This is a genomic window from Myxococcus hansupus (assembly GCF_000280925.3).
In the GTDB taxonomy this organism is placed as follows: domain Bacteria; phylum Myxococcota; class Myxococcia; order Myxococcales; family Myxococcaceae; genus Myxococcus; species Myxococcus hansupus.
Genome location: NZ_CP012109.1, coordinates 3,257,555 through 3,282,861, shown reverse-complemented (window position 1 = coordinate 3,282,861; position 25,307 = coordinate 3,257,555). Strand labels below are relative to the sequence as shown.

Annotated in this window: 24 protein-coding genes, 1 pseudogene and 1 riboswitch; of the genes and pseudogenes, 10 read left to right on the top strand and 15 right to left on the bottom strand. The window is 69.7% G+C overall.

Annotated features, from left to right (window positions below; translation table 11 throughout):
* Positions 1–49 precede the first annotated feature (49 nt).
* Positions 50–1,186, top strand: a complete 1,137-nt coding sequence (locus tag A176_RS12910; RefSeq protein WP_226994296.1) for a hypothetical protein — start codon at positions 50–52, stop codon at positions 1,184–1,186.
* Positions 1,187–1,205: 19 nt separating this feature from the next.
* Here the strand turns inward: A176_RS12910 and A176_RS12905 are convergent, their stop codons facing one another.
* From A176_RS12905 to hisG, 10 genes and pseudogenes are all read right to left on the bottom strand, one after another.
* Entirely contained in the window at positions 1,206–1,577 is a 372-nt protein-coding gene (locus A176_RS12905) for a DofB protein (RefSeq protein WP_201960807.1), read from the bottom strand.
* Between the two features lie 319 nt (positions 1,578–1,896).
* A complete protein-coding gene (gene hisIE, locus A176_RS12900) occupies positions 1,897–2,502 on the bottom strand; it encodes a bifunctional phosphoribosyl-AMP cyclohydrolase/phosphoribosyl-ATP diphosphatase HisIE (protein WP_002638518.1) in 606 nt (201 codons plus the stop codon).
* The gene (gene hisN / locus A176_RS12895) at positions 2,499–3,281 is read right to left on the bottom strand and encodes a histidinol-phosphatase (RefSeq protein ID WP_002638519.1); all 783 of its coding nucleotides are present in this window, start codon (positions 3,279–3,281) and stop codon (positions 2,499–2,501) included. The genes hisIE and hisN overlap by 4 nt, the downstream gene beginning before the upstream one ends.
* Positions 3,278–4,039 carry an imidazole glycerol phosphate synthase subunit HisF gene (gene hisF / locus A176_RS12890; protein ID WP_002638520.1) on the bottom strand — a complete coding sequence of 254 codons (762 nt, stop codon included), beginning with the start codon at positions 4,037–4,039 and terminating at the stop codon, positions 3,278–3,280. Before hisF ends, hisN begins: the two co-directional genes overlap by 4 nt.
* A complete protein-coding gene (locus tag A176_RS12885) occupies positions 4,039–4,575 on the bottom strand; it encodes an imidazoleglycerol-phosphate dehydratase (RefSeq protein WP_002638521.1) in 537 nt (178 codons plus the stop codon). The genes hisF and A176_RS12885 overlap by 1 nt, the downstream gene beginning before the upstream one ends.
* Positions 4,572–5,287, bottom strand: a pseudogene (locus A176_RS12880) (1-(5-phosphoribosyl)-5-[(5-phosphoribosylamino)methylideneamino]imidazole-4-carboxamide isomerase). The gene A176_RS12885 and the pseudogene A176_RS12880 overlap by 4 nt, the downstream one beginning before the upstream one ends.
* Positions 5,284–5,877 carry an imidazole glycerol phosphate synthase subunit HisH gene (gene hisH, locus A176_RS12875; protein WP_002638523.1) on the bottom strand — a complete coding sequence of 198 codons (594 nt, stop codon included), beginning with the start codon at positions 5,875–5,877 and terminating at the stop codon, positions 5,284–5,286. Before hisH ends, A176_RS12880 begins: the two are co-directional and overlap by 4 nt.
* On the bottom strand, positions 5,874–6,911 hold the full coding sequence (locus A176_RS12870; protein ID WP_002638524.1) for a pyridoxal phosphate-dependent aminotransferase: 1,038 nt from the start codon (positions 6,909–6,911) through the stop codon (positions 5,874–5,876). Before A176_RS12870 ends, hisH begins: the two co-directional genes overlap by 4 nt.
* Positions 6,908–8,218, bottom strand: a complete 1,311-nt coding sequence (gene hisD, locus A176_RS12865; RefSeq protein ID WP_044889110.1) for a histidinol dehydrogenase — start codon at positions 8,216–8,218, stop codon at positions 6,908–6,910. Before hisD ends, A176_RS12870 begins: the two co-directional genes overlap by 4 nt.
* Positions 8,218–9,078 carry an ATP phosphoribosyltransferase gene (gene hisG, locus A176_RS12860; protein ID WP_002638526.1) on the bottom strand — a complete coding sequence of 287 codons (861 nt, stop codon included), beginning with the start codon at positions 9,076–9,078 and terminating at the stop codon, positions 8,218–8,220. Before hisG ends, hisD begins: the two co-directional genes overlap by 1 nt.
* 298 nt (positions 9,079–9,376) lie before the next feature.
* Between hisG and thiO the strand changes: the two genes are divergently transcribed.
* From thiO to moaA, 3 genes are all read left to right on the top strand, one after another.
* A complete protein-coding gene (gene thiO, locus A176_RS12855; protein ID WP_002638527.1) occupies positions 9,377–10,495 on the top strand; it encodes a glycine oxidase ThiO in 1,119 nt (372 codons plus the stop codon).
* Positions 10,496–10,772: 277 nt separating this feature from the next.
* Complete coding sequence (locus tag A176_RS12850; protein WP_002638528.1) at positions 10,773–12,005, top strand: HD-GYP domain-containing protein; 1,233 nt, start codon at positions 10,773–10,775, stop codon at positions 12,003–12,005.
* Positions 12,006–12,072: 67 nt separating this feature from the next.
* Positions 12,073–13,083 (top strand): GTP 3',8-cyclase MoaA, encoded by a 1,011-nt coding sequence (moaA, locus tag A176_RS12845; protein ID WP_002638529.1) that lies wholly within the window; start codon positions 12,073–12,075, stop codon positions 13,081–13,083.
* An 80-nt stretch (positions 13,084–13,163) separates the two neighbouring features.
* Here the strand turns inward: moaA and A176_RS12840 are convergent, their stop codons facing one another.
* Complete coding sequence (locus A176_RS12840; RefSeq protein WP_044889109.1) at positions 13,164–13,553, bottom strand: DUF4870 domain-containing protein; 390 nt, start codon at positions 13,551–13,553, stop codon at positions 13,164–13,166.
* Positions 13,554–13,660: 107 nt separating this feature from the next.
* Positions 13,661–15,544: a phosphomethylpyrimidine synthase ThiC gene (thiC, locus tag A176_RS12835; RefSeq protein WP_002638531.1), complete on the bottom strand. Its 1,884-nt coding sequence runs from the start codon at positions 15,542–15,544 to the stop codon at positions 13,661–13,663.
* Positions 15,545–15,592: 48 nt separating this feature from the next.
* A riboswitch (TPP riboswitch) is annotated at positions 15,593–15,700 on the bottom strand.
* A 207-nt stretch (positions 15,701–15,907) separates the two neighbouring features.
* Between thiC and A176_RS12830 the strand changes: the two genes are divergently transcribed.
* The 6 genes from A176_RS12830 to A176_RS12805 all read left to right on the top strand — a co-directional run bounded on the left by A176_RS12830 (position 15,908) and on the right by A176_RS12805 (position 22,219).
* On the top strand, positions 15,908–16,339 hold the full coding sequence (locus A176_RS12830) for a CBS domain-containing protein (RefSeq protein ID WP_002638532.1): 432 nt from the start codon (positions 15,908–15,910) through the stop codon (positions 16,337–16,339).
* A gap of 244 nt (positions 16,340–16,583) precedes the next feature.
* Positions 16,584–17,081, top strand: a complete 498-nt coding sequence (locus tag A176_RS12825) for an OsmC family protein (protein WP_002638534.1) — start codon at positions 16,584–16,586, stop codon at positions 17,079–17,081.
* Positions 17,082–17,108: 27 nt separating this feature from the next.
* Positions 17,109–18,524: a sigma-54-dependent transcriptional regulator gene (locus tag A176_RS12820; RefSeq protein ID WP_002638535.1), complete on the top strand. Its 1,416-nt coding sequence runs from the start codon at positions 17,109–17,111 to the stop codon at positions 18,522–18,524.
* Positions 18,525–18,662: 138 nt separating this feature from the next.
* Complete coding sequence (locus A176_RS12815) at positions 18,663–19,751, top strand: hypothetical protein (protein WP_044889108.1); 1,089 nt, start codon at positions 18,663–18,665, stop codon at positions 19,749–19,751.
* Between the two features lie 150 nt (positions 19,752–19,901).
* On the top strand, positions 19,902–20,297 hold the full coding sequence (locus tag A176_RS12810) for a BlaI/MecI/CopY family transcriptional regulator (RefSeq protein WP_002638537.1): 396 nt from the start codon (positions 19,902–19,904) through the stop codon (positions 20,295–20,297).
* The gene (locus A176_RS12805) at positions 20,294–22,219 is read left to right on the top strand and encodes a M56 family metallopeptidase (RefSeq protein WP_002638538.1); all 1,926 of its coding nucleotides are present in this window, start codon (positions 20,294–20,296) and stop codon (positions 22,217–22,219) included. Before A176_RS12810 ends, A176_RS12805 begins: the two co-directional genes overlap by 4 nt.
* On the opposite strand, the gene A176_RS12800 is transcribed toward A176_RS12805, so the two are convergent.
* From A176_RS12800 to A176_RS12790, 3 genes are read right to left on the bottom strand one after another with little or no spacing between them, the layout of a single operon-like run.
* On the bottom strand, positions 22,216–23,322 hold the full coding sequence (locus tag A176_RS12800) for a sensor histidine kinase (protein WP_002638539.1): 1,107 nt from the start codon (positions 23,320–23,322) through the stop codon (positions 22,216–22,218). The genes A176_RS12805 and A176_RS12800 overlap by 4 nt on opposite strands.
* Positions 23,319–24,032, bottom strand: coding sequence for a response regulator (locus tag A176_RS12795; RefSeq protein WP_002638540.1), 714 nt, complete (start codon positions 24,030–24,032; stop codon positions 23,319–23,321). The genes A176_RS12800 and A176_RS12795 overlap by 4 nt, the downstream gene beginning before the upstream one ends.
* Positions 24,007–25,197, bottom strand: a complete 1,191-nt coding sequence (locus A176_RS12790; protein WP_002638541.1) for a sensor histidine kinase — start codon at positions 25,195–25,197, stop codon at positions 24,007–24,009. The genes A176_RS12795 and A176_RS12790 overlap by 26 nt, the downstream gene beginning before the upstream one ends.
* Between the last annotated feature and the right edge of the window lie 110 nt (positions 25,198–25,307).

The window sequence follows — 25,307 nt, the reverse complement described above, 5'->3', positions numbered from 1 at the left end:
CGGTGGGGCTGATAACCCCCGGTCCCGGTTGGAATCAAGGAGTTTGCTCGTGCGCCGTTTCCCGCTCCGAACCCTCCTCTTGATGTTGGTAGCACTCCTCGCCTTCGGGCGCCTGTGGTGTGTGACGCACCAGGATGAAGCGTCTGCCCCACGGCCGGAGCGCCTGGCCGGGGCCCCCGCTCCGTCGGCCCCTGGGGCCACCGCCTCCTCGGGCCCCGAGTGCCGCGCCCTGGAACGGGCGCTCGAGGGCGCCCTCCGGACGCCGCAGGACGCCCAGGTCGTCGCGGAGGCCCAGCGGCGGTTGGAGGCGTGTGTGCTGCCCCCTCCCCGGGCATGCGAGCTCAGCGCCGCGCTCGACGTTCGCTCGCCCTTATCCAATGGAGAAGCCACGCCGCTTCGAGGGCTGTTGGGCACGCTGTGTGAGCGGTGTCCGCCCGCCATGAACAGTTGTGCCCAGGCCGTTGGGCAGGCCCTGTTGTCAGCCGCCGTGAATGCCCAGGCGGACACCGCCCTGGCGAAATGGAACCTGGACCATGCGGGGCCGGGCACCGCGGCGGCCTGTGCCTCGCTCGTCCAGTTGGGGCTCGCGCCCGCCGCGCAGTCGGACATCACGGTGCGGCCGCCGGTGCTGGCGCTCGTTGGAACGCTGGCGCCACGCTGCGCCCAGGAAGGACACCTGGATGACGCGGTGCTGCGTGCCGCCGCCGCGAACCTCGGAGCGCCCTCTCCCGCCCTGGTCGCGCTGGCCGCCGCTCCGCTGGAGGGGACATCGGGCGCCATCAAGCCGGACCACCTGGAGGGCACCGAGCCCAGACACCAGGCGTTTGACCGGGACGTGAAGACGGGAGTTCCGGTGGGCAAGGCGCCCAAGAGCGAGCGGTGGGAGGCGGACGGCGCGCTGCGCGCGGGCTATGCGCCCACGCTGAAGCAGCTCGTGGCCGTGCGGATCCACGCCACCGGACCGGGGTCGGTGAGGGCCATTGTCCGGACGCCGAAGGGCGTGGGGTTGAGGGATCCGGAGAAGGACTTCTCCTTCGTCAACCCCACCGTCTGCCGGTTCCAGGGCACTGGCGCGTGGGAGGAGTGCCAGCTCCAGACGCCGCTGCGCGATGTGGACTCGGTGAGTGTCCTCCCCGAGCGTGAAGACGTCGTGCTGAACGAGGTGGAGATCATCGGCGCCCGCTGACGGGCGCCGATGCCGTCCCTCAGCTCACGAGGAGGCCGCGCTCCTTCGCCATGGCGAAGAGCGGCGTGGCGTCCTTCTTCAACACCGCGCTGACGTCCTTGATGATGGAGTCTCCCGACTTCGCCACCGACAGGAAGTTGTCGAAGGTGCGCGTCAGGATGAGCACGCCAGAGATGATGACCCGCTGCAGGTTGTGCTGCAGGTCGGAGCCCTCATAGATGAGCCACGCCTGCTCCATCCAGGTGCGACGGCCATCCAGGAGGAACTGGTTGAGGATGTTGCGATCATTCGCGTCGGGAACCTTCGACTTCGCACTCACCGACGCGATGTAGATGAGCTTCGAGTTGAGACGCGCCGACGCTTCCTGCACCTGGGCGAACAACAGCGTCATGTCTTCCTTCGTCGGCGGATTGTCCCATCGCGAAAACACGATTCGGTCGAAGATCTCCGCCTTGTACGTAGGGCCGTTCACAATGCCTCCGGTGAGGCGAGCACCTCTCCAGCGCTCGCCCGGCTTTCCACTCCGCCGTGCGCTCGGATCTGTAGCAGGAACACTTCATTCGTTGAAGGGTTCGGCCCATTTCCGCGACACATGAGGCTGTAGCAATGGCGGACAAATCCAACCGGGTCGGCACTGATTCTCGTGGAAACCCCGTAAAAGTGACGTTCAGTTCAGGAAATAACAGGATACCTGCGGCCCTCGTCACGCCTCAGCGCGAGGCCCGACGCGCGAGGATGGATTTGACGTCGTCCAGCGTGAGCCCCAGGGGACGGATGGCGACGAGCACGTGGTAGAGCAGGTCGGCGGCCTCCTCTACCGCGCGCGTTGGATCCGCATCCGCGCACGCGGTCACCAGCTCCGCGGCCTCCTCTCCCAGCTTCTTCAAGCGCAGGTTTCTGTCTTCGAGCAGCCGTCGTGTGTAGCTCGGCGGTGAGGTGTCAGCGGGCGTGGGGGCGGCGCGTTGCGCCAGCGTGGCGTCCAACGCGGCCAGTGCATCCCACCTGCCGGGTCCGAAGCAGGTCTCCTCGCCGGTGTGACACGCGGGGCCCGCTGGCGCCACGCGTGCCAGCACCGCGTCCCCGTCACAGTCCGCGTGGAGCGACACCACGCGCTGCACGTTCCCGCTGGTGGCGCCCTTGTGCCAGGGGCCGCGGGTGCGGGAGCGGTAGTGCATTTCGCCGGAGGCGAGCGTGCGCTCCAACGCCTCACGGTCGGCGTGGGCCACCATCAACACATCGCCGGTGCGTGCGTCCTGTGTCACGACCGTCACCGTGCCGTTGCCCTTCGAGAAGTCGAGCGCGTCCAGGTTGATCATCCGCGTGGCTCCACGGCGCCCAGCCGCTGTCGAACCAGCCCCGCCAGCGCCGCGTTCGTCGCGATGCCGTTGCCTCCGAAGGCGGTGCGCTTTCCCGTCCAGTCGGTGAACACGCCACCGGCTTCGTCGATGATGGGTTGCAAGGCCGCGGCGTCCCAGGGCGACAGCAGCTCGTCCACCATCACCTCCGCGCGCCCGGTGGCCACCAGCAAGTAGCCGTAACAATCCCCCCAGGTGCGGTCCACCGCCGCGTCCTTCGCGAGCGCGCGCCACGCGGCCCCTCGCTCCGGATACACGGGGAAGCGCTCATCCGTGGACAGCACCACGGCCCGGGCCAGGTCCGCCTGCGACGACACACGCGCGGGCTTGTCGTTCCAGAAGCAGCCCTGCCCCGGCGCGGCCACCAGCAGCTCCCCCACCGCGGGGAAATAGGCGGCGCCGACGAGGATGGAATCTCCCTCCGCCAGCGCCACCAGCGTGCCCCACAGCGGTACGCCCCGGATGAAGGTCTTGGTCCCGTCGATGGGGTCCAGAATCCACCGCCGCTTCGCGCCCGGCCGCGTCTCGCCGAACTCCTCGCCCAGGATGCCGTCCTGGGGGAAGCGCGCCTCCAGCCACTCGCGTGCCCGTGACTCCGCCGTGCGGTCCGCCACCGTCACCGGCGAGCCATCCGACTTCGTGTCCACCGAGACACCCGCGCGGAAGAAGCCCAGCGCCACGTCTCCGGCCGTCCGCGCCACTTCCGCCGCCGCCTGCATCAGCGTTGCTGCGTCCGTCATGTCACGCTCCGAATGTGAAGGCCGCTCTCACGGAGCAGCGTCTTGATGGCGCCCACGGTGGTGAGGCCATCGTGCAGGATGCCCGCGACCAGGGCCGCGTCCGCGCCGCCCACTTGGAAGGCATCCCGAACATGTCCCGCGCTCCCCGCCCCGCCCGAGGCGATGACCGGCACGTCCACCACGTCCGACACCGCCCGGGTGAGTGCCAGGTCGTAGCCCTGGCGCGCGCCATCCCGGTCGATGCTCGTCAACAACACCTCCCCTGCCCCACGCGCCACGCACTCGCGAGCCCACGCCACCGCGTCCAGGTCCGTGGGCTTCTTGCCCCCATGCGTGTAGACGCGCCAACGCTCGCCTTCCCGTTTCGCGTCGATGCTGGCGACGACGCATTGTGAGCCGAAGCGCTCCGCGCACGCGGTGAGCAGCGAGGGCTGGGCCACCGCCGCCGAGTTGATGCTCACCTTGTCCGCGCCCGCTCGAAGCGCCCGGCCCACGTCCTCCACCGTGCGCACGCCGCCACCGACCGCCAGTGGGATGAAGAGCTGCTCCGCGGTGCGCTGGACCAACTCCCACAACGTCTCCCGCTCCTCCGCGCTCGCGGAGATGTCGAGGAACGTCACCTCATCGGCCCCTTCCGCTTCGTAGCGCCGGGCCAGCTCGACCGGATCCCCCACGTCGCGGAGGCCCTCGAACCGTACGCCCTTCACCACCCGACCGCCCTTCACGTCCAGACAGACGACGAGCCGCCGCGTCAGCATCACTTCACCTCCAGGGACACGGAGCCCTTCATGCTGAACACCGACCCCGAGTCCACCATGGCGTCGCGCAACGCGAGCCCCAGCGCCTTGAACGCGGCCTCCGTCGCATGGTGGCTGTCCTTGCCGCGCAGCACCCGCAGGTGCAGCGTCACCCGGGCGTGCTCGCTGAAGGAGCGCATCCAGTGCTCGTAGAGCCGGTTCTTCAACGGGCCCTGGTAGTAGAAGCGGCCTCCGGCATCCAGGCAGGCCTGCACCAGCGCGTCGTCCATGGGGATGGTGCGCTCGGCGAACCGCGCCGCCGTGGCGGGAATCACCTGCTGCACCGCGGTGCCCAGCGTGATCGCCACGTCCTCCATGATGTGGTGGGTGAGGTCACCGCGCGCGCGCAACGTGAGGTCCAGCCCCGCGTACCGCGCGAACGTGGCCAGCATGTGGTCAAAGAACTTCAGGCCCGTGTCCACCTGCGTGGCGCCCTTGCCTGGCGCCAGCTCCACGTGGACCTGCGTCTCCTTCGTCTCTCGAATGACAGTGGTCATCCCGCGAACTCCCGAGCGACGGCGCTCGCATCCAGCCGTCCGGTGTACAGCGCCATGCCAATGACCGCCCCATAGGCCCCGCGTCCGCCAGGGCGCGCAGGTCCTCCAACGTCGTCACGCCGCCCGAGGCGTAGAGGCGGTGCGGACTGGAGCTCGCCACCTCCCGCATCAGGGGCAGGTCCACGCCCGACAACTGGCCTTCCTTGTGGACCGCGGTGACCAGCAGGCCGCCCAGAGGCAGAGGGTCCAACACCGAAAGGACATCGCGAACGTCGCGCGCGCTGCCCTCCGTCCAGCCGCGCGTGACGACCTCGCGGCCCTTCACGTCCGCGGCCACCACCACACGGCCTGGATACGCCTGGGCGATGTCCGCGAGCCAGGCCACGTCCTCGATGGCCCGGGTGCCCACGACCACCGAGGCGGCGCCACCCGACAACACGGCCTCCACCCGGTCCGTGTCCCTCACTCCGCCGCCCACCGAGAACGTGAGGCCCCGCTCGTACGCGGTCAGCCGGAAGATGGCATCCGCGTTGGAGCCCTTGCCCAACGCGGCGTCGAGGTCCACGACGTGGAACGTGCCGAAGCCGTGACTCCGCCACTGCTTCAGCGCCTCCAGCGGATCGTCCACGCGGACCTTCTCCTCCGCGTAGGAGCCCCCCACCAGTTGGACGCAGGCGCCCTCGCGCAGGTCGATGGCTGGAATCGCGATCACCGCGACACCTCCTGGAGGAAGGCCTGCACGAAGCGCACACCCGCCGAGGAGGACTTCTCCGGGTGGAACTGCACGCCCACCACGTTCCCCTTTCGAACGGCCGCCGGGAATCGGTCTCCCTCGTGGGTCGTCCATCCCGTCACCCACGACGCGTCCGCGGCGCGGCAGACGTAGCTGTGCGCGTAGTACACCGTGTCCAGGCGCGCGCTGGACAGCGTGCGGTCATCCTCCACTTGGTTCCAGCCCATCTCCGGTACGCGCCGCGCCATGAGCCGCGTCACCTGCCCCTGGAAGTACCCGAGCCCCACGCCGGCACCTTCATCGCTGCCCTCGAACAGCAACTGCATGCCCAGGCAGATGCCCAGGCACGGCAAGCCGTCCTCCAGTGCCGCTCGCATGGCCTCCCGTCCTGGCTCGAGCCGGGCCATCGCGGCGCCGAAGGCCCCGACACCCGGCAACACCAGCACGTCGGTGTCCAGCGCGCGCAGCGGATCCTCCTGCACGCGCACCTCCGCGCCCGGCGCCGTGGCCAGGGCCTTGGCCAACGAGTGGAGATTGCCCGCACCGTAGTCGAACAAGGTGACTCTCATCGCAGTGACTCCCGCAGCGCCGCCAGCGCCGTCTCCATCAAGGGCCAGGGCCCCACGCCGATTCGCAGCGCATCCCCCACGCCGGTCAGCGCCTGAAAGGCCCGCACATTCACGTCCCGCGCACGCATCCGCTCCGCGACCGCCAACGCGCCCGGCAGGGGGACCATCAGGAAGTTGGCGGCCGACGGCAGCGCGGAGAGGCCCAGCGCTGTGAGCTCGCCACGCAGACGCTCCCGGCAGGAGACCGCCTCCTCCGCGCGAGCCCGCACCCAGTCGGCATCCTTCGTGAGCACTTCGCAGGCGACGGCCTCCGCCACGCTGGTGACCTTGTAGGGCCCGCGCGCCTTCTCGACCTCCGCCACGAGCGCGGGCGACCCGACGCCCCATCCCACCCGGAGCCCCGCCAGCCCGAAGGCCTTGGAGAAGGTGCGCGTCACCAGCACATTGGGCAGCGCGCGGGCGAGGTCGAGGGCGTCCGTTCCCGGCGCGAAGTCCACATACGCCTCGTCAATGATGACGAGGCCAGGTGCTTCTCGGGCCACGCGCTCCACGGCATCTCGCGACAACGCGGTGCCCGTGGGATTGTTCGGTGAGCACAGGTAGATGACCTTGGCCCCTGTCGCGAGCAACGCGTCCGCGTCCGCGTCGAAGGTGGCCGTCAGGGGAACGGGGACGGGGCGCAGTCCGTTCACCTTCGCGAACAACGGCACCATGACGAAGGTCGGGTCCTGAAACGCCAGCGTGTCACCGGGCTCCAGAAAGGCCCGAAGCGCGGAGTCGATGACGTCATCCGAGCCGCAGCCCGTCGTGAATTCCTCGGGCCGCGCGCCAATGGACGCGGCGAGTGCCCGACGCAGGTCCGGAGCGTACCCCTGGGGATAACGCGGCACGCGGGACACCGCGGCGTGGAATGCCCGTTCCACGGAGGGCGGCACCCCGAAGAGGTTGGTGTTGTCGCTCAGGTCCACCCGGCACGGCCGCTTCGGCGGCGCGTACAACGGGATGTCCCGATACGAGGCCCGCTGGGGAATCATGGCCGCCCCCACGCGCGCGCCGCGTCGGCGTGAGCGAAGAGCCCTTCACTGTCCGCCAGACGGCCCACGTCCTCCGCCAGCGACTCCGCCGCGCGGGGCGCCACGCGCTGGTAGGTGGTCCACCGGTAGAAGTCGAGCAGGTTGAGGCCCGAGTAGGCCCTCGCGAGCCCCGCGGTGGGCAGGACGTGGTTGGAGCCCGTCATGTAGTCGCCGTAGGCCACCGACGAACGCTCCCCCAGGAAGACGGTGCCCGCGTTGCGCACGTGCCGCAGGTCCTCCTGCGAGGACTCGGTGGCGATGAGCAGGTGCTCCGGCGCGAAGTCCGCCACGAAGGGCCACGCCTCCTCCAGCGAAGAAACACTCAGCACCGCGCCACGCGAGCCGAGCGCGGAGGTGACGATCTCCCAGCGCTTCGCGCGCTCGGCCAGCCGGTCCACCTCCTGGGCGATGATCTCCGCCAGCGACTCCCCCAGCGCCAGCGTCACACACGCGGCCTCCGGGTCGTGCTCCGCTTGCGCCAACATCTCGCGCGCCACCGCGGAGGGATTCGCGGACGCGTCGGCCACCACCAGGATTTCACTGGGCCCCGCGGGCGCTTCGATGGCCACCGCGCCCACGACCTGGAGCTTGGCCTCGGCCACGTAGGCATTGCCCGGCCCCACGATGCGGTCCACGCGAGGCACGCTCTCCGTGCCGTAGGCCATGGCCGCCACCGCCCCCGCGCCGCCCAGGGCGAAGACGCGGTCCGCGCCAGCGAGCGCCGCCGCCGCCAGGACGCTGGGGTGCGGCAAGCCGTCCGGCCCCGGTGGCGAACAGACGATGACCTCGCCCACCCCCGCCACCTTGGCGGGAACCACCCCCATCAACAAACTGCTGGGATACACGGCGCGCCCACCCGGGGCGTACACGCCCACGCGGCCCAGGGGGTCCGGACGTCGGCCCACCAAGATGCCAGGCTCCGTCTCCACCTCCACCAGGTGAGGCTTCTGGGGCACATGGGCCAGCGCGATGTTGCGCGCCGCCCGGGCCAGCGCCTCCCGCACGGAAGGCTCCAGCGCGGCGAGCGCCGCTTCGCAGACCGAGCGGGGCACCTCCAACGCCTTCAACTCCACGCGGTCCAACTGCCGCGCGAGTTCGAAGAGCGCCCGGTCACCGTCGGCGCGCACCCGGGCGATGAGTTCACGCACGCGTGTCGCCACGCGCGCATCCGAACCCGCGGAGCGATCCATCAGCCGGCGGAGGTCCTCCCGCGCGAGCGAGGACAAGGGACCGCGGTACCTCAAGTTCGAGGAAGCGAGGGTGGCCATTACGCCATCAACCTTTCGATGCGGGTGACGAGGATTCCCTCACAGCCCAGGGACTTCAGCGCGTTGATGGTGCGGTAGATGGTCTTCGCGGGGACCACCGCGTGCACGGCCACGAAGTCCCCTCCGTCCAGCACGTCCACCACCGTGGGGCCGTTGAGGCCGGGGAGCACTTCACGCACCTGGATGAGCGCGTCCTTCGGCACGTTGGCCATCAGGTAGCGCTTGTCGCGCGCGGCCAGCACCGAGCCCAACGCCTGTGTGAGTTCGCCCAGCTTGCGCTGCGCGTCCACCGTGTTGCCCTTGCACGCCACCAGCCGGGCGCTGGACTCCAGCACCGTGGCCACCTCTCGCAGGCCGTTCATCTTCAGCGTGGAGCCCGTGGACGTCAGGTCCACGACGATGTCCGCGATGCCCAGGTGGGGCGCGATCTCCGCGGCGCCCGACACCGGCACCACGGTGACGCGCTGGCCCCGCTTCGCGAAGAACTCCTGCGTCAGCCGGGGGAAGCAGGAGGCCACGCGCATCCCCTCCTTCACGTCGTCCGGCGTCGCGAGGCCACTCTCCTCCCTCGCGGCCACCACCAGCCGGCAGCGGCCGAACTCCAGGTCCATCAGCAGGTCCAGCTCGCGCCCGGCCTCGTTCACCAAATCCCAGCCCGTGACGCCCGCGTGGGCCGCGCCGTCCGCGACGAACTCCGGGATGTCCTGGGCGCGGACGAAGATGGCCTCGAACTCACCTCCCAACGACGCGGTGAGTGCGCGCTCGCCGCGGGCGCGGACCTCCAGGCCCGCGTCGTTGAACAACTCCCGCACCTCGTCGGCGAGGCGGCCTTTGTTGGGCAACGCAATCTTGAGCTGCATGGGAACCTTCGAAACGGCGAGGGAACGGACGACGCGGAAACGAAAAAAGGCCCGTCCTGGGGGGACGGGCCTTCGGTCGCTGCGGCAGGTGCCGGGTGGGTGCGTCTAGCGTCTCACCCAGGCATGCGCATGGCGAACGGTCCCGTCGGGGCCGAGCCGGTGATGCGCATGATGGTGATGAAGGGACGCGGAGAGCATTACGGCATGAGTAACGACAAAGCCGGCCGTCGTCAACCGGGCCCCGGACAGAGGCCGCGTGACGCTTGCAAACACCCGCCGGGGCGAGCAGGAAGCGCCCATGCAAGTCTCGGACGTCATCATCGTGGGCGGGGGCATCATGGGCTGCGGCATCGCGCTGCGGCTTCGGCAGGCCGGGGTTCGCGTCGTCGTGCTGGAGCGCTCCATCCCGGGGGCGGAGGCGTCCAGCGCCGCCGCGGGAATGCTCGCGCCGCAGATGGAGTCGGAAGGGCCGGGGGCGTTCCTGGAGCTGTGCCTCCGCAGCCGGGGACTCTACCCCGCCTTCGCCGCGGAGCTGCGCGAGCTGTCCGGCGTCGACGTGGCCTACCGCCCCAGCGGCATCCTCAAGGTCGCCTTCGATGAAGCCGGACTGCATCACCTGGATGCCACGGTGGCATGGCAACGGGGCATGGGCCTTCGCGCGGAGCTGCTGGACGGCGCCAGCGCGCGCGCGTTGGAGCCGCGACTCTCCGAGAAGGCCGTGGGGGCGGCGCACTTCCCGGATGATCACCAGGTGGACAACCGGCTCCTCGTGCGCGCGTTGACGATGGCCGCCGCGCGCGTGGGTGCGGAGTTCCGCAGCGGCTACGTGCGCGGCGTGGTGCAGGAAGGCGGACGCGCGGTGGGCGTGGACCTGGATGGTGAAGTGCTGCGCGCCGGCGCGGTGGTGCTGGCCGCGGGCTCGTGGTCCGCGCTGGTCCACGGCGCGGGTGTGGAGGCGCGGGCGGTGCGCCCCGCACGGGGGCAAATGGTTCAATTCCAGACACGGCTGCCCCTGATGGAGCGCGTCCTCGTCTCCGAGAAGGGCTACCTGGTGCCCCGCACGGATGGCCGGGTCATCGCGGGCAGCACCATGGAGCTGGTGGGCTTCGACAAGCAGGTGACGGCCGCGGGACTGGCGCGCATCCTGGACATGGCCCTGGAGCTGTGTCCGGAACTGGGATCCGCTCCAGTGACGGAGACCTGGGCCGGCTTCCGCCCGTGGACCGAGGACAAGCGTCCCTATTTGGGCGAAGGGCCCGTTCCGGGACTCTTCCTGGCCACGGGACACTTCCGCAACGGCATCCTCCTGGCGCCCATCACCGCGAAGCTCGTCGCGCAGGCCGTGCTCGGTGAAAAGGCGGCGGTGGACCTGGCGCCCTTCCGGTATGACCGCGCCGCCGCCCCCGCCCGCGCGTGAAGCCGCCCGACGTCAAGGGTCGGGAGCCAGGCAGGAGCCCCCTGGCCCGCAAGGTCTCCCGCATTTCCGCGGTCCTCGGGAATACGAGCGGACAGCCAAGCGGTTCCGGGGGCGGATTTCTGGGGCGGGAGCGGACTTCACGCCCGCCTGTCCCACCCGCCGCCAGGGGTCGGCTGCTCGCCCCGTGCACCGAACGATCAGCCGTGAACCCTGATCCGGTGCTAAATTCCCGTACGCGTTGGCCAATGAAACCCGGAAACCTCTAGAATCTCTCGCCGTGGAAGCCATCCCCCCTGCCCCACCCCGAATCCTCATCGTCGACGATGACGACTCCGTACGCGACGTCATCTCCGTCCTGCTGCGTGAGGAAGGCTACAACTGCGTCGTCGCCAACGGGGCCGAGATGGCCCTGGACCTGGCGGGCGAGGAAGAGACACCGCTCGTCATCAGCGACATGAAGATGCCGGGCAAGGACGGTCTCTGGCTGCTGGAGAACCTGCGCGAGCGGCTCCCCGACACCTCCGTCATCATGCTCACCGGCTACGGTGACACCGAGTCCGCCGTGGACTGTCTGCGGCGCGGCGCGGTGGACTACCTGCTCAAGCCGCCCAAGCTCACGGATCTCATCCGCGCCATCGAACGCGCGCTGGCCAAGCGCCGCATCGAGATGGCCCGCAAGCGCTACCAGAAGAAGCTGGAGCGCAAGGTCCGGGACAGGACGGCCGAGCTGCGCAGCGCCCTGCGCGACATCGCCAACACGTACCAGAACACGCTGCTGGCCCTGGTCGCCGCGCTGGACGCCCGCGAGCACGAGACGAGCGACCACTCCCAGCGCGTGGTGAGCTACACGTCCGCCATCGCCACCCGCATGGGCATCCAGGGCAAGGACCTGGAGGAGATTGGCCGCGGCGCGCTGCTGCACGACATCGGCAAGATTGGCGTGCCGGACGCGGTGCTGCTCAAGCCGGGCAAGCTCACGCCCGACGAGTGGCTGGAGATGCGCAAGCACCCGGACATCGGCTTCCAGATGATCCAGGCCATTCCCTTCCTGGACACGCCCGCCTCCATCGTCCTCTCGCACCAGGAGCGCTGGGACGGCGCTGGCTACCCGCGCAACCTGCAGCGGCAGGAGATCCACATCGGCGCCCGCATCTTCGCGGTGGCGGATACGCTGGACGCGATGACGAGCGACCGGCCCTACCGCAAGGGCACGACGTTCACCAACGCCATCCAGGAGATCAAGCGCTGCGCCAACACGCAGTTCGATCCGGAGGTCGTCCGGGCGTTCCTCGACATTGGCGAGGAAGGGTTGATCCGCATCAAGCAGGAGATGGCGACGAAGAAGCTCCAGCTTCCGCAGGCCGAACAGGACGCGAACGACGCCGAGGCCGAGCTGGCCCGGCTCACCGACCTGGACGACGACGTGGACGCGGTGTCCGGACGTTCCGCCAGCGACGATGACGAGCCCAAGCCGGCCGTCGTTCGTTCGGCGGCGGGCAACAAGGGGTGAGCGAAGCGAGGCCCGGGCTGGAAGAGATGACCGTCCCAGGGCCCGCTGTTATGAGGTCAGGCCCGCCGTGACGACCCTCGCTCCCCAGCCCGCGACCTCCGCGCTCGCCCCGCCCTTGCAGGACGCGCAGGGGCGGCGGATGACGTACCTGCGGCTGAGCATCACCGACCGGTGCAATTTCCGGTGCGGCTACTGCTCGCCCGCTTCGTGGGGTGGCAAGCGCGACCTGCTGGGCCCCGAGGAGCTGGAGCGCATCACCAGCGTCTTCGCGCGCATGGGCATCCGCCGCGTGCGACTCACGGGCGGCGAGCCGATGATCCGCCCGGACATCCTCGACATCGCGCGGCGCATCGCCTCGGTGCCCGGCATCCAGCACCTGGCCATCACCAGCAACGCCAGCCACCTGGAGCGGCTCGCCGTGCCCCTGCGCGAGGCCGGCGTCACCCAGCTCAACCTGAGCCTGGACACCCTCTGCGCGGAGACGTTCCGGCGCATCTCCAAGCAGGGAGACTTCGCCGCCGTCCTGCGCGGCATCGACGCGGCGGCCGCGGCGGGCTACGCGTCCTTGAAGCTCAACGTCGTCGTCATGCGCGGGGTGAACGACTCAGAGGCGCCCGCGCTGGTGGACTTCGCGCACGCGCGCGGCTTCGTCCTCCGTTTCATCGAGCTGATGCCCTTTGGCCAGGGAACGCCGGTGCCCACCGCGGAGCTGGTGGAACACCTGAAGGCCTCGGGCCTGCCGCTGGAACTCGAGCCCGACGACGCGCAGGACGCGGCCACCGCGGGCCCCGCTCGCTACTGGCGCGCCCCCTCGGGCCGCGTGGGCTTCATCTCCCCGCTGACGCAGAACTTCTGCGGCGGCTGCAACCGCGTGCGCGTGGCCTCCAACGGCGATTTGCGCAGTTGCCTGGGCGGACGCGCACAGGCGCCGCTGCACCAGCTCATCCGGGGCGGCGCCACCGACGTGGAGCTGGCCGTGGCCATCCGCCGCGCCTTGGGTGACAAGCCCGAGGGCCACCGCTTCACCGAGCCCGGCAACGGCGCCACGCTGCTGTCCATGATGGGCATTGGCGGCTGAAAACACGACGGGCGGGCCCGCGCCTTCGCGCATGGCCCGCCCGAGTGTTCCGGCCCGAGTCGTGGGTCCGGAACGGCGTGCTACTTCACCAGTCGGATGTTGACCGGGTACTTGTAGAGCTGACCCTCGTTCGCCTTCAGGCCCGCGATGATGGCGAAGACGATGGCCACGATGCCGACGATGGGCACCAGCACGGCGCCAATGCCGATGCACAGGGTGAGCGCGCTGACGAAGGCCGCGATGAACACCGTGATCTGGAAGTTCAGCGACTCCACGGCGTGAGCGCGGACGAAGGAGGACTCCTTGCCCTTCGTCAGCATGAGCACCAGCGGCACGGCGAAGCCCAGGCCCACGAAGTTGGCCAGGATGGTGCCCATGTGAGCGAGCAGCCCCATCGTCTTCTCATCCTGGGTCGGCATCGGCGAGCCACTGATGAACGAACCCATCTGATCCTGCGGCGGAGTCTCCATTGAAAATCCCCTCCAAAGATGTCTCGGGCGCGAAGAGCGCGCCCAGCGGGTCCACCATGACACGCACCGTCATGGATTGTCACGTCCCGGACAGGTGATCCGCTGGGTCACCCGCCCGAGCGGTACAACTGACTCCCCGCCTTCTTGAATTCCTCGCTCTTCTCCTCGAAGCCGGCCTGGAGCGCGGCGCCCTCGCTCACGCCCTGCTTCTCCGCGAAGTCACGCACCTCCTGCGTGATCTTCATCGAGCAGAACTGAGGACCGCACATCGAGCAGAAGTGGGCCACCTTGGCGCCCTCGGCGGGCAGCGTCTCGTCGTGGAAGGCACGGGCGCGCTCGGGGTCCAGGGAGAGGTTGAACTGGTCCTCCCAGCGGAACTCGAACCGGGCCTTGGACAGCGCGTTGTCCCGGGCCTGAGCGCCCGGGTGCCCCTTCGCCAGGTCCGCGGCGTGGGCGGCGATCTTGTACGTGATGACGCCTTCCTTCACGTCGTCCCGGTCCGGCAGCCCCAGGTGCTCCTTGGGCGTCACGTAGCAGAGCATCGCCGTCCCGAACCAGCCGATCATCGCCGCGCCAATGCCACTGGTGAAGTGGTCATACCCCGGCGCGATGTCCGTGGTGAGGGGCCCCAGCGTGTAGAAAGGCGCCTCGCCGCACACGGCCAACTGCTTGGTCATGTTCTCCTGGATGAGGTGCATGGGCACGTGGCCCGGGCCTTCAATCATCACCTGCACGTCGTGCTTCCAGGCGATCTTCGTCAGCTCGCCCAGCGTCTCCAGCTCGCCGAACTGCGCCGCGTCGTTGGCGTCCGCGATGGAGCCCGGCCGCAGCCCGTCCCCCAGGCTGAAGCTGACGTCGTACGCCTTCATGATTTCGCAGATCTCCTCGAAGTGCGTGTAGAGGAAATTCTCCCGGTGGTGGGCCAGGCACCACTTGGCGAGGATGGAGCCGCCTCGGCTGACGATGCCGGTGAGGCGCTTCGCCGTCCAGGGCACGTAGCGCAGCAGCACGCCCGCGTGGATGGTGAAGTAATCCACGCCCTGCTCACACTGCTCCACCAGCGTGTCGCGGTAGAGCTCCCACGTGAGGTCCTCCGCCTTGCCGCCCACCTTCTCCAGCGCCTGGTAGATGGGCACCGTGCCGATGGGCACCGGCGCGTTGCGGAGAATCCACTCGCGCGTCTCGTGGATGTTCCGCCCCGTGGACAGGTCCATCACCGTGTCCGCGCCCCAGCGGATGGACCACACCATCTTCTCCACCTCTTCCTCGATGGAAGACGTGACGGCCGAGTTGCCGATGTTGGCGTTGATCTTCACCAGGAAGTTGCGGCCGATGATCATCGGCTCCAGCTCCGGGTGGTTGATGTTCGCCGGGATGATGGCGCGGCCCCGGGCGATTTCGTCGCGCACGAACTCCGGCGTGATGACGCGCGGAATGGACGCGCCCCACGACTGGCCCGGATGCTGAGCCGCGAGCGACGCCTCCACCTGGAGGTTCTCCCGCAGCGCCACGTACTCCATCTCCGGGGTGATGATGCCCTTGCGCGCGTAGTGCAGTTGCGTGACGTTGGCGCCGACCTTCGCCACACGCGGCTTGCGCCGGTGGGAGAAGCGCAGGCCCGCCAGTCGCGGGTCCGCTTCACGCGCGCGGCCGTATTCGGAGCTGACGCCCGGCAGCGCCTCGGTGTCATTGCGGCCCAGGATCCACGCCTCGCGCGGCGCGGGCAGCCCCTGGCGCAGGTCCAACGCCGCCGACGGATCCGTGTACGGCCCGCTGGAGTCATAGACGTGCACGGGCGGGTTGGCCGTCTCCTTCGCGTCCGGCCCATGGCCGTGGCGCGTGGACGTCTGGCTGATTTCCCGCAGCGGCACGCGCAGGTCCGGGTGAAGCTGGCCCGGCACGTACACCTTGCGCGAGGCCGGCAGCGGCCCCCGGCTGATTCCCTCCAGCACCTTGCCGTCGACCTTGAGGCTTCTGGATGCTCCGCTCATCTCGCTTCTCCTCTGAGAAGGCGGACGGGCAGACGGTCGGGGGGCAGCAAGCCACCCGGGCCGCTTCCCTCCGCCGGTATTAACCGGTTCAGGTTCCAAGGGTTGGCCGTGACCACGGCCGTCTCAGCCCCTACAAGGGCACCCCTAGCGACGAGGTGAGCATGTAGCGCACAGGCGGGCCGCCAGCAACCGGCCCGTGGGCGCCAGGCGCTGTCACCCGCGCAATGCCTGCGGGGAAGCGCGCCTTCGCGCAAACCTTGCGCGTTCCGAGGCCGGGAAACACCGTTCCCTGGGGCAGCCCCGTTGGCCCCGGAGATGCAAAACGCACAGGGGCGACACCGTTCCCTCAGCCCGGAGAGCCCCATGCAGATTGTCGGAGAGCTGATGACCCGCGACGTGGTCACGCTCAAGGAGACGCAGAACCTGGCCAAGGCGGACGAGCTGCTTCGGCTGCACCGCATCCGTCACCTGCCGGTGGTGCGGCAGGACAAGCTGGTGGGCCTCATCACCCACCGCGACCTGCTGCGCGCCGCCGCCACCCACGCCAACGACCCGGCCGCGCACCCGCTGTGGGCCGCGGACATCATGACTCGGGACGTGAAGACGGTGCGCCCGGAAACGCCGCTCAAGCGCGCGGTGACAATGATGCTCGACCACAAATACGGCTGCCTGCCCGTGGTGGACGAGACGGGCACGCTCCAAGGGCTCCTCACCGAGGCGGACCTGGTGCGCTACGCCCGCTATCTCATCGAAGAGCAGGACCGCCACGAACTGGCCGCGGAGTTCAACGCCTGAGCCCGCATGCGACACCGGGCGCGCCCCGCCCTCACCCATGAAGTCGGGGGTTCCCCTGATGTTGAGCGCCTGTTCGCTGGTTAGCCTCATGAAACCGGCTGTGCCCCGCCGCTTCGGTTGGCCATGAGTTCCGCTCCTCGCAGGCCCGGCACCCCGGTACCCATGCGGCGTCCCGAAAGAAGCACTCGCGCGGCATGCGCGTTGAAGGGGCACTGCCTGCTCTGGCGTCAGTGGAGGTGAGCCCGTGACGAACGTGACCATCACTGAGTACGAAACGCGCCTCTATTGGCAGGGAGAACGGGGCGCCATCCTGACGAGCGACCGTGCGCCGCCCGTGCCCATTGGCCAGCCCCTGTCCGGGCAGGACTCGGTGGCCATGGGACCCTGGTCTCCGGAGGCCTTGCTGGTGGGCGCCGTGGAGGGCCGCACCCTGCTGGCCTTCCTGGAGCAGGCCCGCGAGGCGGACGTGCGGGTGCTGTTCTACCAGAGCTCCGCGGTGGCTCGCGTCGTGTGCGGCGCCGACCAGCCACCCCACCTCACCGACCTCATCGTGAGGCCCCACGTGGCCGTCTCCACGGAGGCCGACGCGGAGGCGGTCCGCCTCATCTTCTCCGAGCTCCCCGCGCACTGCTTCCCCAGCTCCGTCGTCAACATCACGCCCCGCATCGAACCGGTGGTGGAGACCTGGCACGCCCGTATCATCGGACCGGGCGCGCCCACGGTAAGAGCTTCCGCAACCTGACCTGACAGCAAAGGCCTTTCTTCTCCCATGTCCCAACAGCGCATCCTGGTCGTCGACGATGAGGACAATGCCCGCCGGGCGATTGCCACCATCCTGAATGAGGAAGGCTATGAGGTGGCCGAGGCCGCCAATGGCGCGGAGGCGCTGGTCCGCATCGGCGAGTTCTCCCCCGCCGTGGTGCTCACCGACGTGCGCATGCCGCAGATGGACGGACTCACGCTGCTGAAGACGGCGCGCGAGCAAGGCAGCGACGCGACGTTCGTGATGATGACGGCCTTCGCCAGCGTGGAGACGGCCGTCGAGGCGATGAAGTCGGGCGCGGACAACTTCCTGCTCAAGCCGCTGGACGCGGACCAGGTGCTCGTCACGCTGGGCAAGGTGCTGGAGAAACGCAGCCTGCGACAGGAGGCGGAGGCCCTGCGGGACCAGGTGCGCTCGCGCGTCCGCCGCTTCCACGACATCATCGGCGAGTCGCCCCAACTCCAGGGCATCTACGACGTCATCCGCCGGGCCGCGGGCACGCGCGCCACGGTGCTCATCCTGGGCGAGTCGGGCACGGGCAAGGAGTTGATTGCCCAGGCCCTGCACCAGGAGTCGCCACGCAAGGACAAACCCTTCATCCGGGTGCACTGCGCGGCCCTGTCGGAGAACCTGCTGGAGAGCGAGCTGTTCGGCCACGAGAAGGGCTCGTTCACCGGGGCGCTGGCCCGGAAGGAAGGCCGCTTCGAGCTGGCCGACGGCGGCACGCTCTTCCTGGATGAGATTGGTGAAATCTCCCCCGCCGTGCAGGTGAAGCTGCTGCGGGTGCTCCAGCAGCGCGAGTTCGAGCGCGTGGGCGGCACCCAGTCCCTGAAGGTCGACGTGCGCATCGTCGCGGCCACGCACCGGGACCTGGTGGCCGAGGTGAAGGCGGGCCGGTTCCGCGAGGATCTCTATTACCGCCTCAACGTGGTGAGCGTGACGCTACCGCCGCTGAGGGACCGCAAGAGCGACATCCCCGCGCTGGTGAACCACTTCCTGGAGAAGTACAGCGACGCCTACGGCAAGCAGGTGCGAGGGCTTGCGCCCGGGACGCTTCAGGCGCTGCTGTCCCACGACTGGCCGGGCAACATCCGCGAGCTGGAGAACGCCATCGAGCGCGCCGTGGTGCTGGCCCAGGCCCAGGAGCTCACGACGGATGACCTGCCCCCCGTGCTGCGCGGGCCCCGGCCGCATGGGACATCCACGGGCGCCCTCATCCCTGGCGCCACGCTGGCGCTCATCGAAAGAGAGGCGATTCTGCGCACGCTGGAGATGGTGCAGGGCTCCACGTCGCGCGCCGCCGAGGTGCTGGGCATCAGCGTGCGCAAGATTCAATACCGGCTCAAGGAGTACAGCACGCCGGACGGCGCCCCGCTCAAGGCGGTGCCCGACGAGGCGGAGGACTTCGCCGCGGAATCCTGACACGGAAATCCATACCCGCCATCGGTTGATATAGGGTGGCGGGATATGCGTTTGACACTGAGAGGGGGCCGGAGTCCACGTGGCAGCGTCGCACTGCGGGCCGTCGCGTGGGGAGTCGGCGGTCTGGGGCTGCTCGCCATGGGCGCCTGGTTTGGGCTCCATGCCTGGATGAGGCATCTGGATGAGAGCGCCGTCGCGCCCTTCCGGACCGAAATCGAAGGTCAATTGAATGCCTATTGTGAAGCATCGACGGCCGTGTCCGCCGATGCGTGGTTCCACGAGGCACGTCCCCAGAAGGACGCGGGTGCCCTCCTCAATCCCTGGCTGACACCAGATGCCCAAGGGGCGCTGCCGGTGGATTCGCCACTTCGCATTCCCGCCCCCGTGAAGCAGGCGCTGGACGACGGACACTGGCTGTCCCTGGAGACAGACCTGTCCAGCGTGGACTTTGGCTGGATGGCACGGCTCCACGAATTCGACCGCTGGACACCGCCGGGGCTTTCCGCGCCGGGCGATGGCCCCGTCACCCTGTTCGGTCCAGCCCAACCTCACGTCATCGATTTGCTGAACTGGGCGAGCCTCCGGCTCCGCCACGGCGTCCAACAAGGAGCGCCCCTGGAAGCAGCGCGTGACGCGCGACAGTTGGCGTGGCTGGCGTATCGGACGGAGACGTCGCTCGGTGCGGTCATCGCCACGTCCATCCTGGGGTACGAGCAGGAGGCCCGCGCCTCCATGGACGCGCCTCCCGCCGAATGGAAGCCCATGCGCGCCGAAGACAGCGAGCGCATCAAGGCCATCGCCATGGCCGCGCCCCTGTTCTCACTCGTCGCCATGGCGCCCGAGACCGGCAAGAAGGCCCGGATTTGCGGCAGCCCGCCCGTGGGCCGCTGCATTGGCCTCACGGAGGGCATCGTCCTTGCCCGCGTCGTGGAGCCTTACGCGAGGGAAGCCTATCGTGACGCCTACGTGGCGCTGGAGACGGACACGGACGGCTGCAACACGTCCCTGCACCCAGCCCTCTGGGCGCGCGGCGCCACCCTCCTCGATGCGCAATCAACGACGAACGTCGACATCACCCTGCCCGCGCTGCTGACGCTCCTGCCGGAGCAGGCCTCCCACCGGCACATCGCCAACCATGTCCTGATGAAGGCCCTGCCGTGGCGCTCCGCGTTGGACGGACTCAAGGAGGCGGCTTCGCCCTCCGCCGCGGTGGATTTGGAACCATGACGCCCCGATGAGGGGCGGGCCTCCCCAGCGCCGGCAGGGTCCCGGGCTCGAAGCGCTCCAGACGGAGGGCGCCGCCCATCCAGTGTTCGGGACCGACATCTACGACGCCCGTCGTTGACACGTACGACGGGCGTCGTAATACTCCGCGCCATGACCACCCACGCCCTCCCGCAGCCGACGCGTGCAGAGCTGGCCATCCTCCGTGTGCTCTGGCAGCACGGCCCTTGCACCGTCCGTCAGGTGCATGAGCTGATGCGCGGCACACAGGACAAGGACACCGGCTACACCACGGTGCTCAAGCTCCTTCAGAACATGACGGAGAAGGGCATCGTCCAGCGCGACGAGAGCGAACGGACGCACGTCTATGAAGCCGCCCTCAGCGAGACGCGCACCCAGCGCGACCTGCTGCGGGATTTGATGGACCGGGCATTCGGGGGCTCGGCCATGACAGTCGTTGCCCAGGCGTTGACCATGAAGCGCGCTTCCGCCGAGGAGCTGGCGGAGATTCGCCGGCTGCTCGACGCACACGAAAAGCGGGGGAAATGATGGACGCGCGTTATCTCCACGCCCTGGAACAGGCCCTGCTCGGCTTCGTCTGGCAGGGTGCGGTGGTGGCACTGGCCGTCGCGGGGCTGCTGGCCCTGATGCCGCAGCGCGCCGCCCGGATGCGCTACGCCACGGCGTGCCTGGGGCTGGTGGTCATGGCCCTCCTGCCCGTGGTCACCTTCCTCGCCGCCCTGGCGGACGCCACGCGAGAGGCGACGTCCGGCGCCTTCGAGGCGCTCGCCCAGGCCGGCATGCTGACGGTGGTCGCCAGCGAAGGCGTCATCCTGGCGGACGTCCCGTGGACCGAAACCCTCCGTCCCTGGCTGCTGCCCGCGTGGTGCTGCGGTGTCCTGCTGCTGTCGGCGCGCACCGTCGTCGCCTGGGTGGTGACGCAGCGGATGACCCGGCGGGACACGCAGGCCCCCGCGGCCCCCTGGCGTGAGGCCCTGACGCGCGCGTTGAGCCGCGTTCGCCTGTCGCGGCCCGTGCGGATGCTGGCCTCCACCCGGGTCGACGTCCCCATGGTGATGGGACTGTGGCGACCGCTCATCCTCGTGCCGGCGGGAGCCATCGCCGGGCTGTCACCCGCGCAGCTCGAGGCCGTGCTCGCGCACGAGCTGGCCCACATCCGCCGCCACGACTACCTGGTCAACCTGCTCCAGTCCTTGGTGGAGACCCTCCTCTTCTACCACCCGGCCGTGTGGTGGCTGTCCCACCGCATCCGCGAAGAGCGCGAGCACTGCGCGGACGACCTGGCCGTCCAGTGCTGCGGGGATGTGGTGCTGTACGCCCGCGCCCTGGCGATGATCGAGGAGCAGCGCTTCGGCGCGACGCCCCACCCCGCGCTCGGCGTGGGCGGCGGTGCGCTGCTCGCCCGGGTCCGCCGGTTGCTGTCCGCCGCCGAGCCCCGCTCGCCGCGCCGGCCGTGGCGGCTCGCCAGTGGCCTGGGCGGCGCGGGGCTCGCCGTGGCGCTCGCGACCTCACAGGTTCCGGAGACGGCGCACGCCGAGGTGCCCCTGGGCCCGACGGCCCTCCAACCCGAGGTGCGCTCCGAAGCGGCGGGCATGCTGTCGAACACCGCGCCGATGCACCACCTGCTCGTCGCGCCGGAGTCATTCACCTCGCAAGCCCGGCTCGAGCCCTCGGGACCGCGGACCCTCACCGCGCCGGCGCCCCAGAAGGTGCAACGCACGCCCCCCGCGAAGGCGCGCCCCGCCCGGGTTACCGGGCCGCTGCTCATCCCCGACACCGGGTCGATTGCGCGCACGGAGCTGTCCCGCGTCCCCTACTCCCTCGACGGCGCACCCGCCGCGCTGATGGTGGTGGACGACACCGCCGCGCCAGACCTCGACGACGCCCTGGTGAATGCCGCGTCCGCGCACGCCGACGAACACGCCAACGAGCGGCCCCAGGTGGTCGTCTCCGCGCCCGCGCCCGCCCGCGCCTCCGCGTATGACGCCATCTACAAGCACATGACGGCGCCGCCGCCCCTCAAGCGGCTCCGGCCCGGCATCACCCCGCCGAGGTTCCTCTCGGGTGAGCGCATCCAGTTCCGCAACGTCGCGTACGGTTCGCAGACCTCCCTGGACGGGTTCCCCAAGGGCGCGGTGGTCGCTCGCTGCGTCATCACCGCGGAAGGCTCCGTGACGGACTGCCAGCCCCTCAAGGGACTGCGGGGGTTGGAGGCCGGCGTCATCCGCACGCTCTCCACGTGGCGCTACGAGCCCGCGAGGCTCGACGGAAAGCCCGTCGCGGTGCGGTACGTGTTCGACATCTGGTTCACCAAGGAGCCCGGTGGCGGCCCGCGCGAGTCCAAGCAAGTGGCGGGACTCGACCTCTCCGACGTGCTGGGCACCACGAACACGCTGGACTGCGACGACTGCGACGCCTTCGTCTTCCACAGCCCGACGGCGACGCGCTAACCCGCGAGCGGCAGGCGGAGGACGAAGCGGGCGCCGCCGCCTGGCGCGGCGTCCACCTCCAACGAGCCGCCATGCTGGGTGACGATGGCGTGGACGATGGAGAGCCCCAGCCCGGAGCCCTGGGCCTTCGTGGTGAAGAAGGGCTCGAAGATGCGGTCCCGGACGGCCTGAGGCACCCCGGGGCCGCTGTCGTCCACGGTGAGCCAGACACGCCCGCCCTCCTGTCCCGCGGAGAGCGTCACCTGTCCCCCCGAAGGCGTGGCCTCCAGCGCGTTGAGGCACAGGTTGATGAGCACCTGACGCAGCCGCTCCTCCTCCCCCGCCACCGGGGGCACGGCGGCCTCCCGCGCCGTGAGCTCCAACGTCACCTTGCGTGACGCGGCCTGCCCGCTCAGCAGGTCCACCACGCGCCGGAGCAACTCATTCACGTCCACGGAGGCGGGCCGGAACTCACGGGGCCTCGCGAACTGGAGGAAGTCCTCCAGGATGTGGTCCAGGCGGCGGATTTCGTCGCGGACGAGCAGCAGGGGCTCCAGCAAGGGGGCCTGCTGGCCGTCCGGCAACCGCCGCAGGCGACGCTCCAACACGGAGAGCTGGAGCGCCGCCGCGTTCAGCGGGTTGCGGATTTCGTGGGACAGGCCCGCCGTCATCGTCCCCACCGCCGCCAGCTTCTCCGTCATCTGCGCGCGCCGCGCCAGCTCGCGCTTCTCCCCGTGCAGGCGCACCTGACGCATGGCCTGCTCCAGGGTGAGCAGCAGCTCCTGCGGCGCGCAGGGCTTCATCAGGTAGGCACACGCGCCCGCGCGCACGGCCGCGACGGCCGTCTCCAGCGTGGCGAAGCCCGTGAGCAGCACGACCTCCGAGTCCGGTGACGCGGCCTTCAGCTCCGCGGCCAGGGCCGTGCCGTCGCCATCCGGCAGGCGCAGGTCCACCAGCGCCACATCGAAGCCTTCCCGCGCGCGCTCATGCGCCGCCTTGCAGTTCGACGCCCCCCGGACGGTGTAGCCGGCGTCCCCGAGCAGCTCCTCCAGGTTGTCCAGGAACGCCGCGTTGTCATCCACCACGAGGACCGTGGGCGGGGACGGAGCGTGGGGCTCACTCATGAGGCGTGGGCGGGCCGGGCCGCGTGCGCTGTTTCCAGCACCGCCAGCAACGTCCCAGGGTCGAAGGGTTTGGAGAAGACGCCCGCGGCGTCCTGCACGAGCGAGGCATTCGGGTACGCGGTGATGACGAAGGCGGGCAGGCGCGGATAGCGCGCGCGCAGCCGCCTCAGTGCCTCGCCATCCGGGCCCCCAGGCACGCGCAGGTCCACCAGCGCCGCGAAGGGCTGGGCACAGAGGATGCGGTCCGCATCCAACACCGACGCCGCCGTCACGCACGAGAAGCCGCGTCCGCGCAGCAGCTCCGCCAGGTTGTCGCTCAGCGCGGGGTCGTCCTCCACGAGGACCACGAGGCCATCCCGGCGCGCGCCGGACAGCAGCTCCACCAGCGTGGGGATGGGGACGGGCTTGGGGAGCACCGCGAGCAGGCCCTCGCGCCGCGCCGTCTCCAGGTCGTCCTGCCGCGGGTAGGCGGTGATGACCACGGCGGCGAGCCCCGGGTCCACGCGGCGGAGCTGCTGCACCGCGTCCGCGCCGCTCATGCCGGGCATCCGCATGTCCGTGAGCAGGGCGTCGAAGCGCGTCGTGCGCGCCAGGCGCACGGCTTCGTCACCGCGGGTGACCACCGTGGCCTCGTCCCCCGCGTCCCGGAGAATCTCCGCGAGGTTCTCCGCGAACGCCCGGTTGTCATCCAACAGGAGGTACTGGCGCATGCGTCTCCTCCGACGCGATGAGGGGAAGCCGGATGACGAAACGCGCTCCCGCGCCAGGACGCGGGACATACGCGATGGAGCCACCGTGACGCTCCAGGATGCGCTTGACCAGCGGCAGCCCGAGCCCGATGCCCCGCGCCTTCGTGGTCATCAACGGCTCGAAGAGTCGGCGGCGGATGGTGTCACTGACGCCAGGGCCGGAGTCCTCCAGCACCAGCTCGACGAAGCCCGGCTCGTTCCCGCTGGCCACCAGCGACACGGTGCCGCCCGTCTCCTCGAGCGCCTGGACGGCATTGTCCAGCAGGTTCACGAACACCTGCCGCAACTGCCCCGCGTCCCCCTGCACCGCTGGCAACGTGGCCAGGCCCTCCTCGCTCACCGTGACGGTGTCGGGCCGCTGCACGGACCGGAGCGCCTCCTGCCAGACCTCGTCCAACCACACCTCCTGCCGATGCAGGGGCCGGTCCCGAATCATGTCCAGCAGGTCAGAGACAATGCGGTTGGCGATGCCCACCTGGTCGCCAATGCGGTCCAGGTGCTTGGTGGTGCGCTCATCCACCGCGCCGGGACGTCCGCGCAGGATGTAGAGCGACGTCTCGATGACGCCCAGCGGGTTGCGCAGCTCATGGCCAATGGAGCCCACGAGCTGGCCGAAGGTGGACAGGCGCTCGCTGCGTGCTTGCTGCGCGAGCAGGTCCTCCCGGTACGTGTGGAGCATGATGGCCAGCTCCAGGTCCAGAATCTTCCCCACCGCGCCGCGCGCGGCGAAGAGCGCGGCGGGCTGCTCCAGGTAGGAGGCGTCGATGATGCCGTTGAACTCCTGCCGCAGGACGTTCATGGCGCCGAACATGTAGTGCTGCGGCAGCGCGATGCGCACGTGCATGCGGCCAATGCGGCAGCGCAGCGCGAAGTAGGCCTCGTCCCAGGGACCTCGGAGAAGCTGGTCCATCCATACCTGGAGCGTGCCGCGCAGGTGCCCGACCTGACTCTCGCCCCCTTCGAGCGCCTGGCGGGCGCCCTCGTGCTCCAGGATGCGGTCGTAGAAGAGGCGCGCGATGCGCGGAAAGTGCGGCTTCGCGGTGGCGTGCAAGGTCACGAGAGCCTGCTCGTCGGCCGAGCTGAAACCCACGTACCGCTTCAATTCCTCGAACAAGGTTTCCGCCATGAGTCCTGGGGAGAGAGACTAACCGCGCGGAACGCCTGGGAGCAGGAACTTCGGGCAGGGATGAACGACCTCCGTCAAGCACCTGTCGTGAAGCGCCTGCCCCGCGGCGC

Coding starts and splice junctions, on each gene's coding strand:
- A176_RS12905 (WP_201960807.1), bottom strand. CDS start 1,577: ATGACGCTGTTGTTCGCCCAGGTGCAGGAAGCGTCGGCGCGTCTCAAC.
- hisIE (WP_002638518.1), bottom strand. CDS start 2,502: ATGATCAACCTGGACGCGCTCGACTTCTCGAAGGGCAACGGCACGGTG.
- hisN (WP_002638519.1), bottom strand. CDS start 3,281: ATGACGGACGCAGCAACGCTGATGCAGGCGGCGGCGGAAGTGGCGCGG.
- hisF (WP_002638520.1), bottom strand. CDS start 4,039: ATGCTGACGCGGCGGCTCGTCGTCTGTCTGGACGTGAAGGGCGGTCGG.
- A176_RS12885 (WP_002638521.1), bottom strand. CDS start 4,575: ATGACCACTGTCATTCGAGAGACGAAGGAGACGCAGGTCCACGTGGAG.
- hisH (WP_002638523.1), bottom strand. CDS start 5,877: ATGAGAGTCACCTTGTTCGACTACGGTGCGGGCAATCTCCACTCGTTG.
- A176_RS12870 (WP_002638524.1), bottom strand. CDS start 6,911: ATGATTCCCCAGCGGGCCTCGTATCGGGACATCCCGTTGTACGCGCCG.
- hisD (WP_044889110.1), bottom strand. CDS start 8,218: ATGGCCACCCTCGCTTCCTCGAACTTGAGGTACCGCGGTCCCTTGTCC.
- hisG (WP_002638526.1), bottom strand. CDS start 9,078: ATGCAGCTCAAGATTGCGTTGCCCAACAAAGGCCGCCTCGCCGACGAG.
- thiO (WP_002638527.1), top strand. CDS start 9,377: ATGCAAGTCTCGGACGTCATCATCGTGGGCGGGGGCATCATGGGCTGC.
- A176_RS12840 (WP_044889109.1), bottom strand. CDS start 13,553: ATGGAGACTCCGCCGCAGGATCAGATGGGTTCGTTCATCAGTGGCTCG.
- thiC (WP_002638531.1), bottom strand. CDS start 15,544: ATGAGCGGAGCATCCAGAAGCCTCAAGGTCGACGGCAAGGTGCTGGAG.
- A176_RS12830 (WP_002638532.1), top strand. CDS start 15,908: ATGCAGATTGTCGGAGAGCTGATGACCCGCGACGTGGTCACGCTCAAG.
- A176_RS12820 (WP_002638535.1), top strand. CDS start 17,109: ATGTCCCAACAGCGCATCCTGGTCGTCGACGATGAGGACAATGCCCGC.
- A176_RS12815 (WP_044889108.1), top strand. CDS start 18,663: ATGGGCGCCTGGTTTGGGCTCCATGCCTGGATGAGGCATCTGGATGAG.
- A176_RS12810 (WP_002638537.1), top strand. CDS start 19,902: ATGACCACCCACGCCCTCCCGCAGCCGACGCGTGCAGAGCTGGCCATC.
- A176_RS12805 (WP_002638538.1), top strand. CDS start 20,294: ATGATGGACGCGCGTTATCTCCACGCCCTGGAACAGGCCCTGCTCGGC.
- A176_RS12800 (WP_002638539.1), bottom strand. CDS start 23,322: ATGAGTGAGCCCCACGCTCCGTCCCCGCCCACGGTCCTCGTGGTGGAT.
- A176_RS12795 (WP_002638540.1), bottom strand. CDS start 24,032: ATGCGCCAGTACCTCCTGTTGGATGACAACCGGGCGTTCGCGGAGAAC.
- A176_RS12790 (WP_002638541.1), bottom strand. CDS start 25,197: ATGGCGGAAACCTTGTTCGAGGAATTGAAGCGGTACGTGGGTTTCAGC.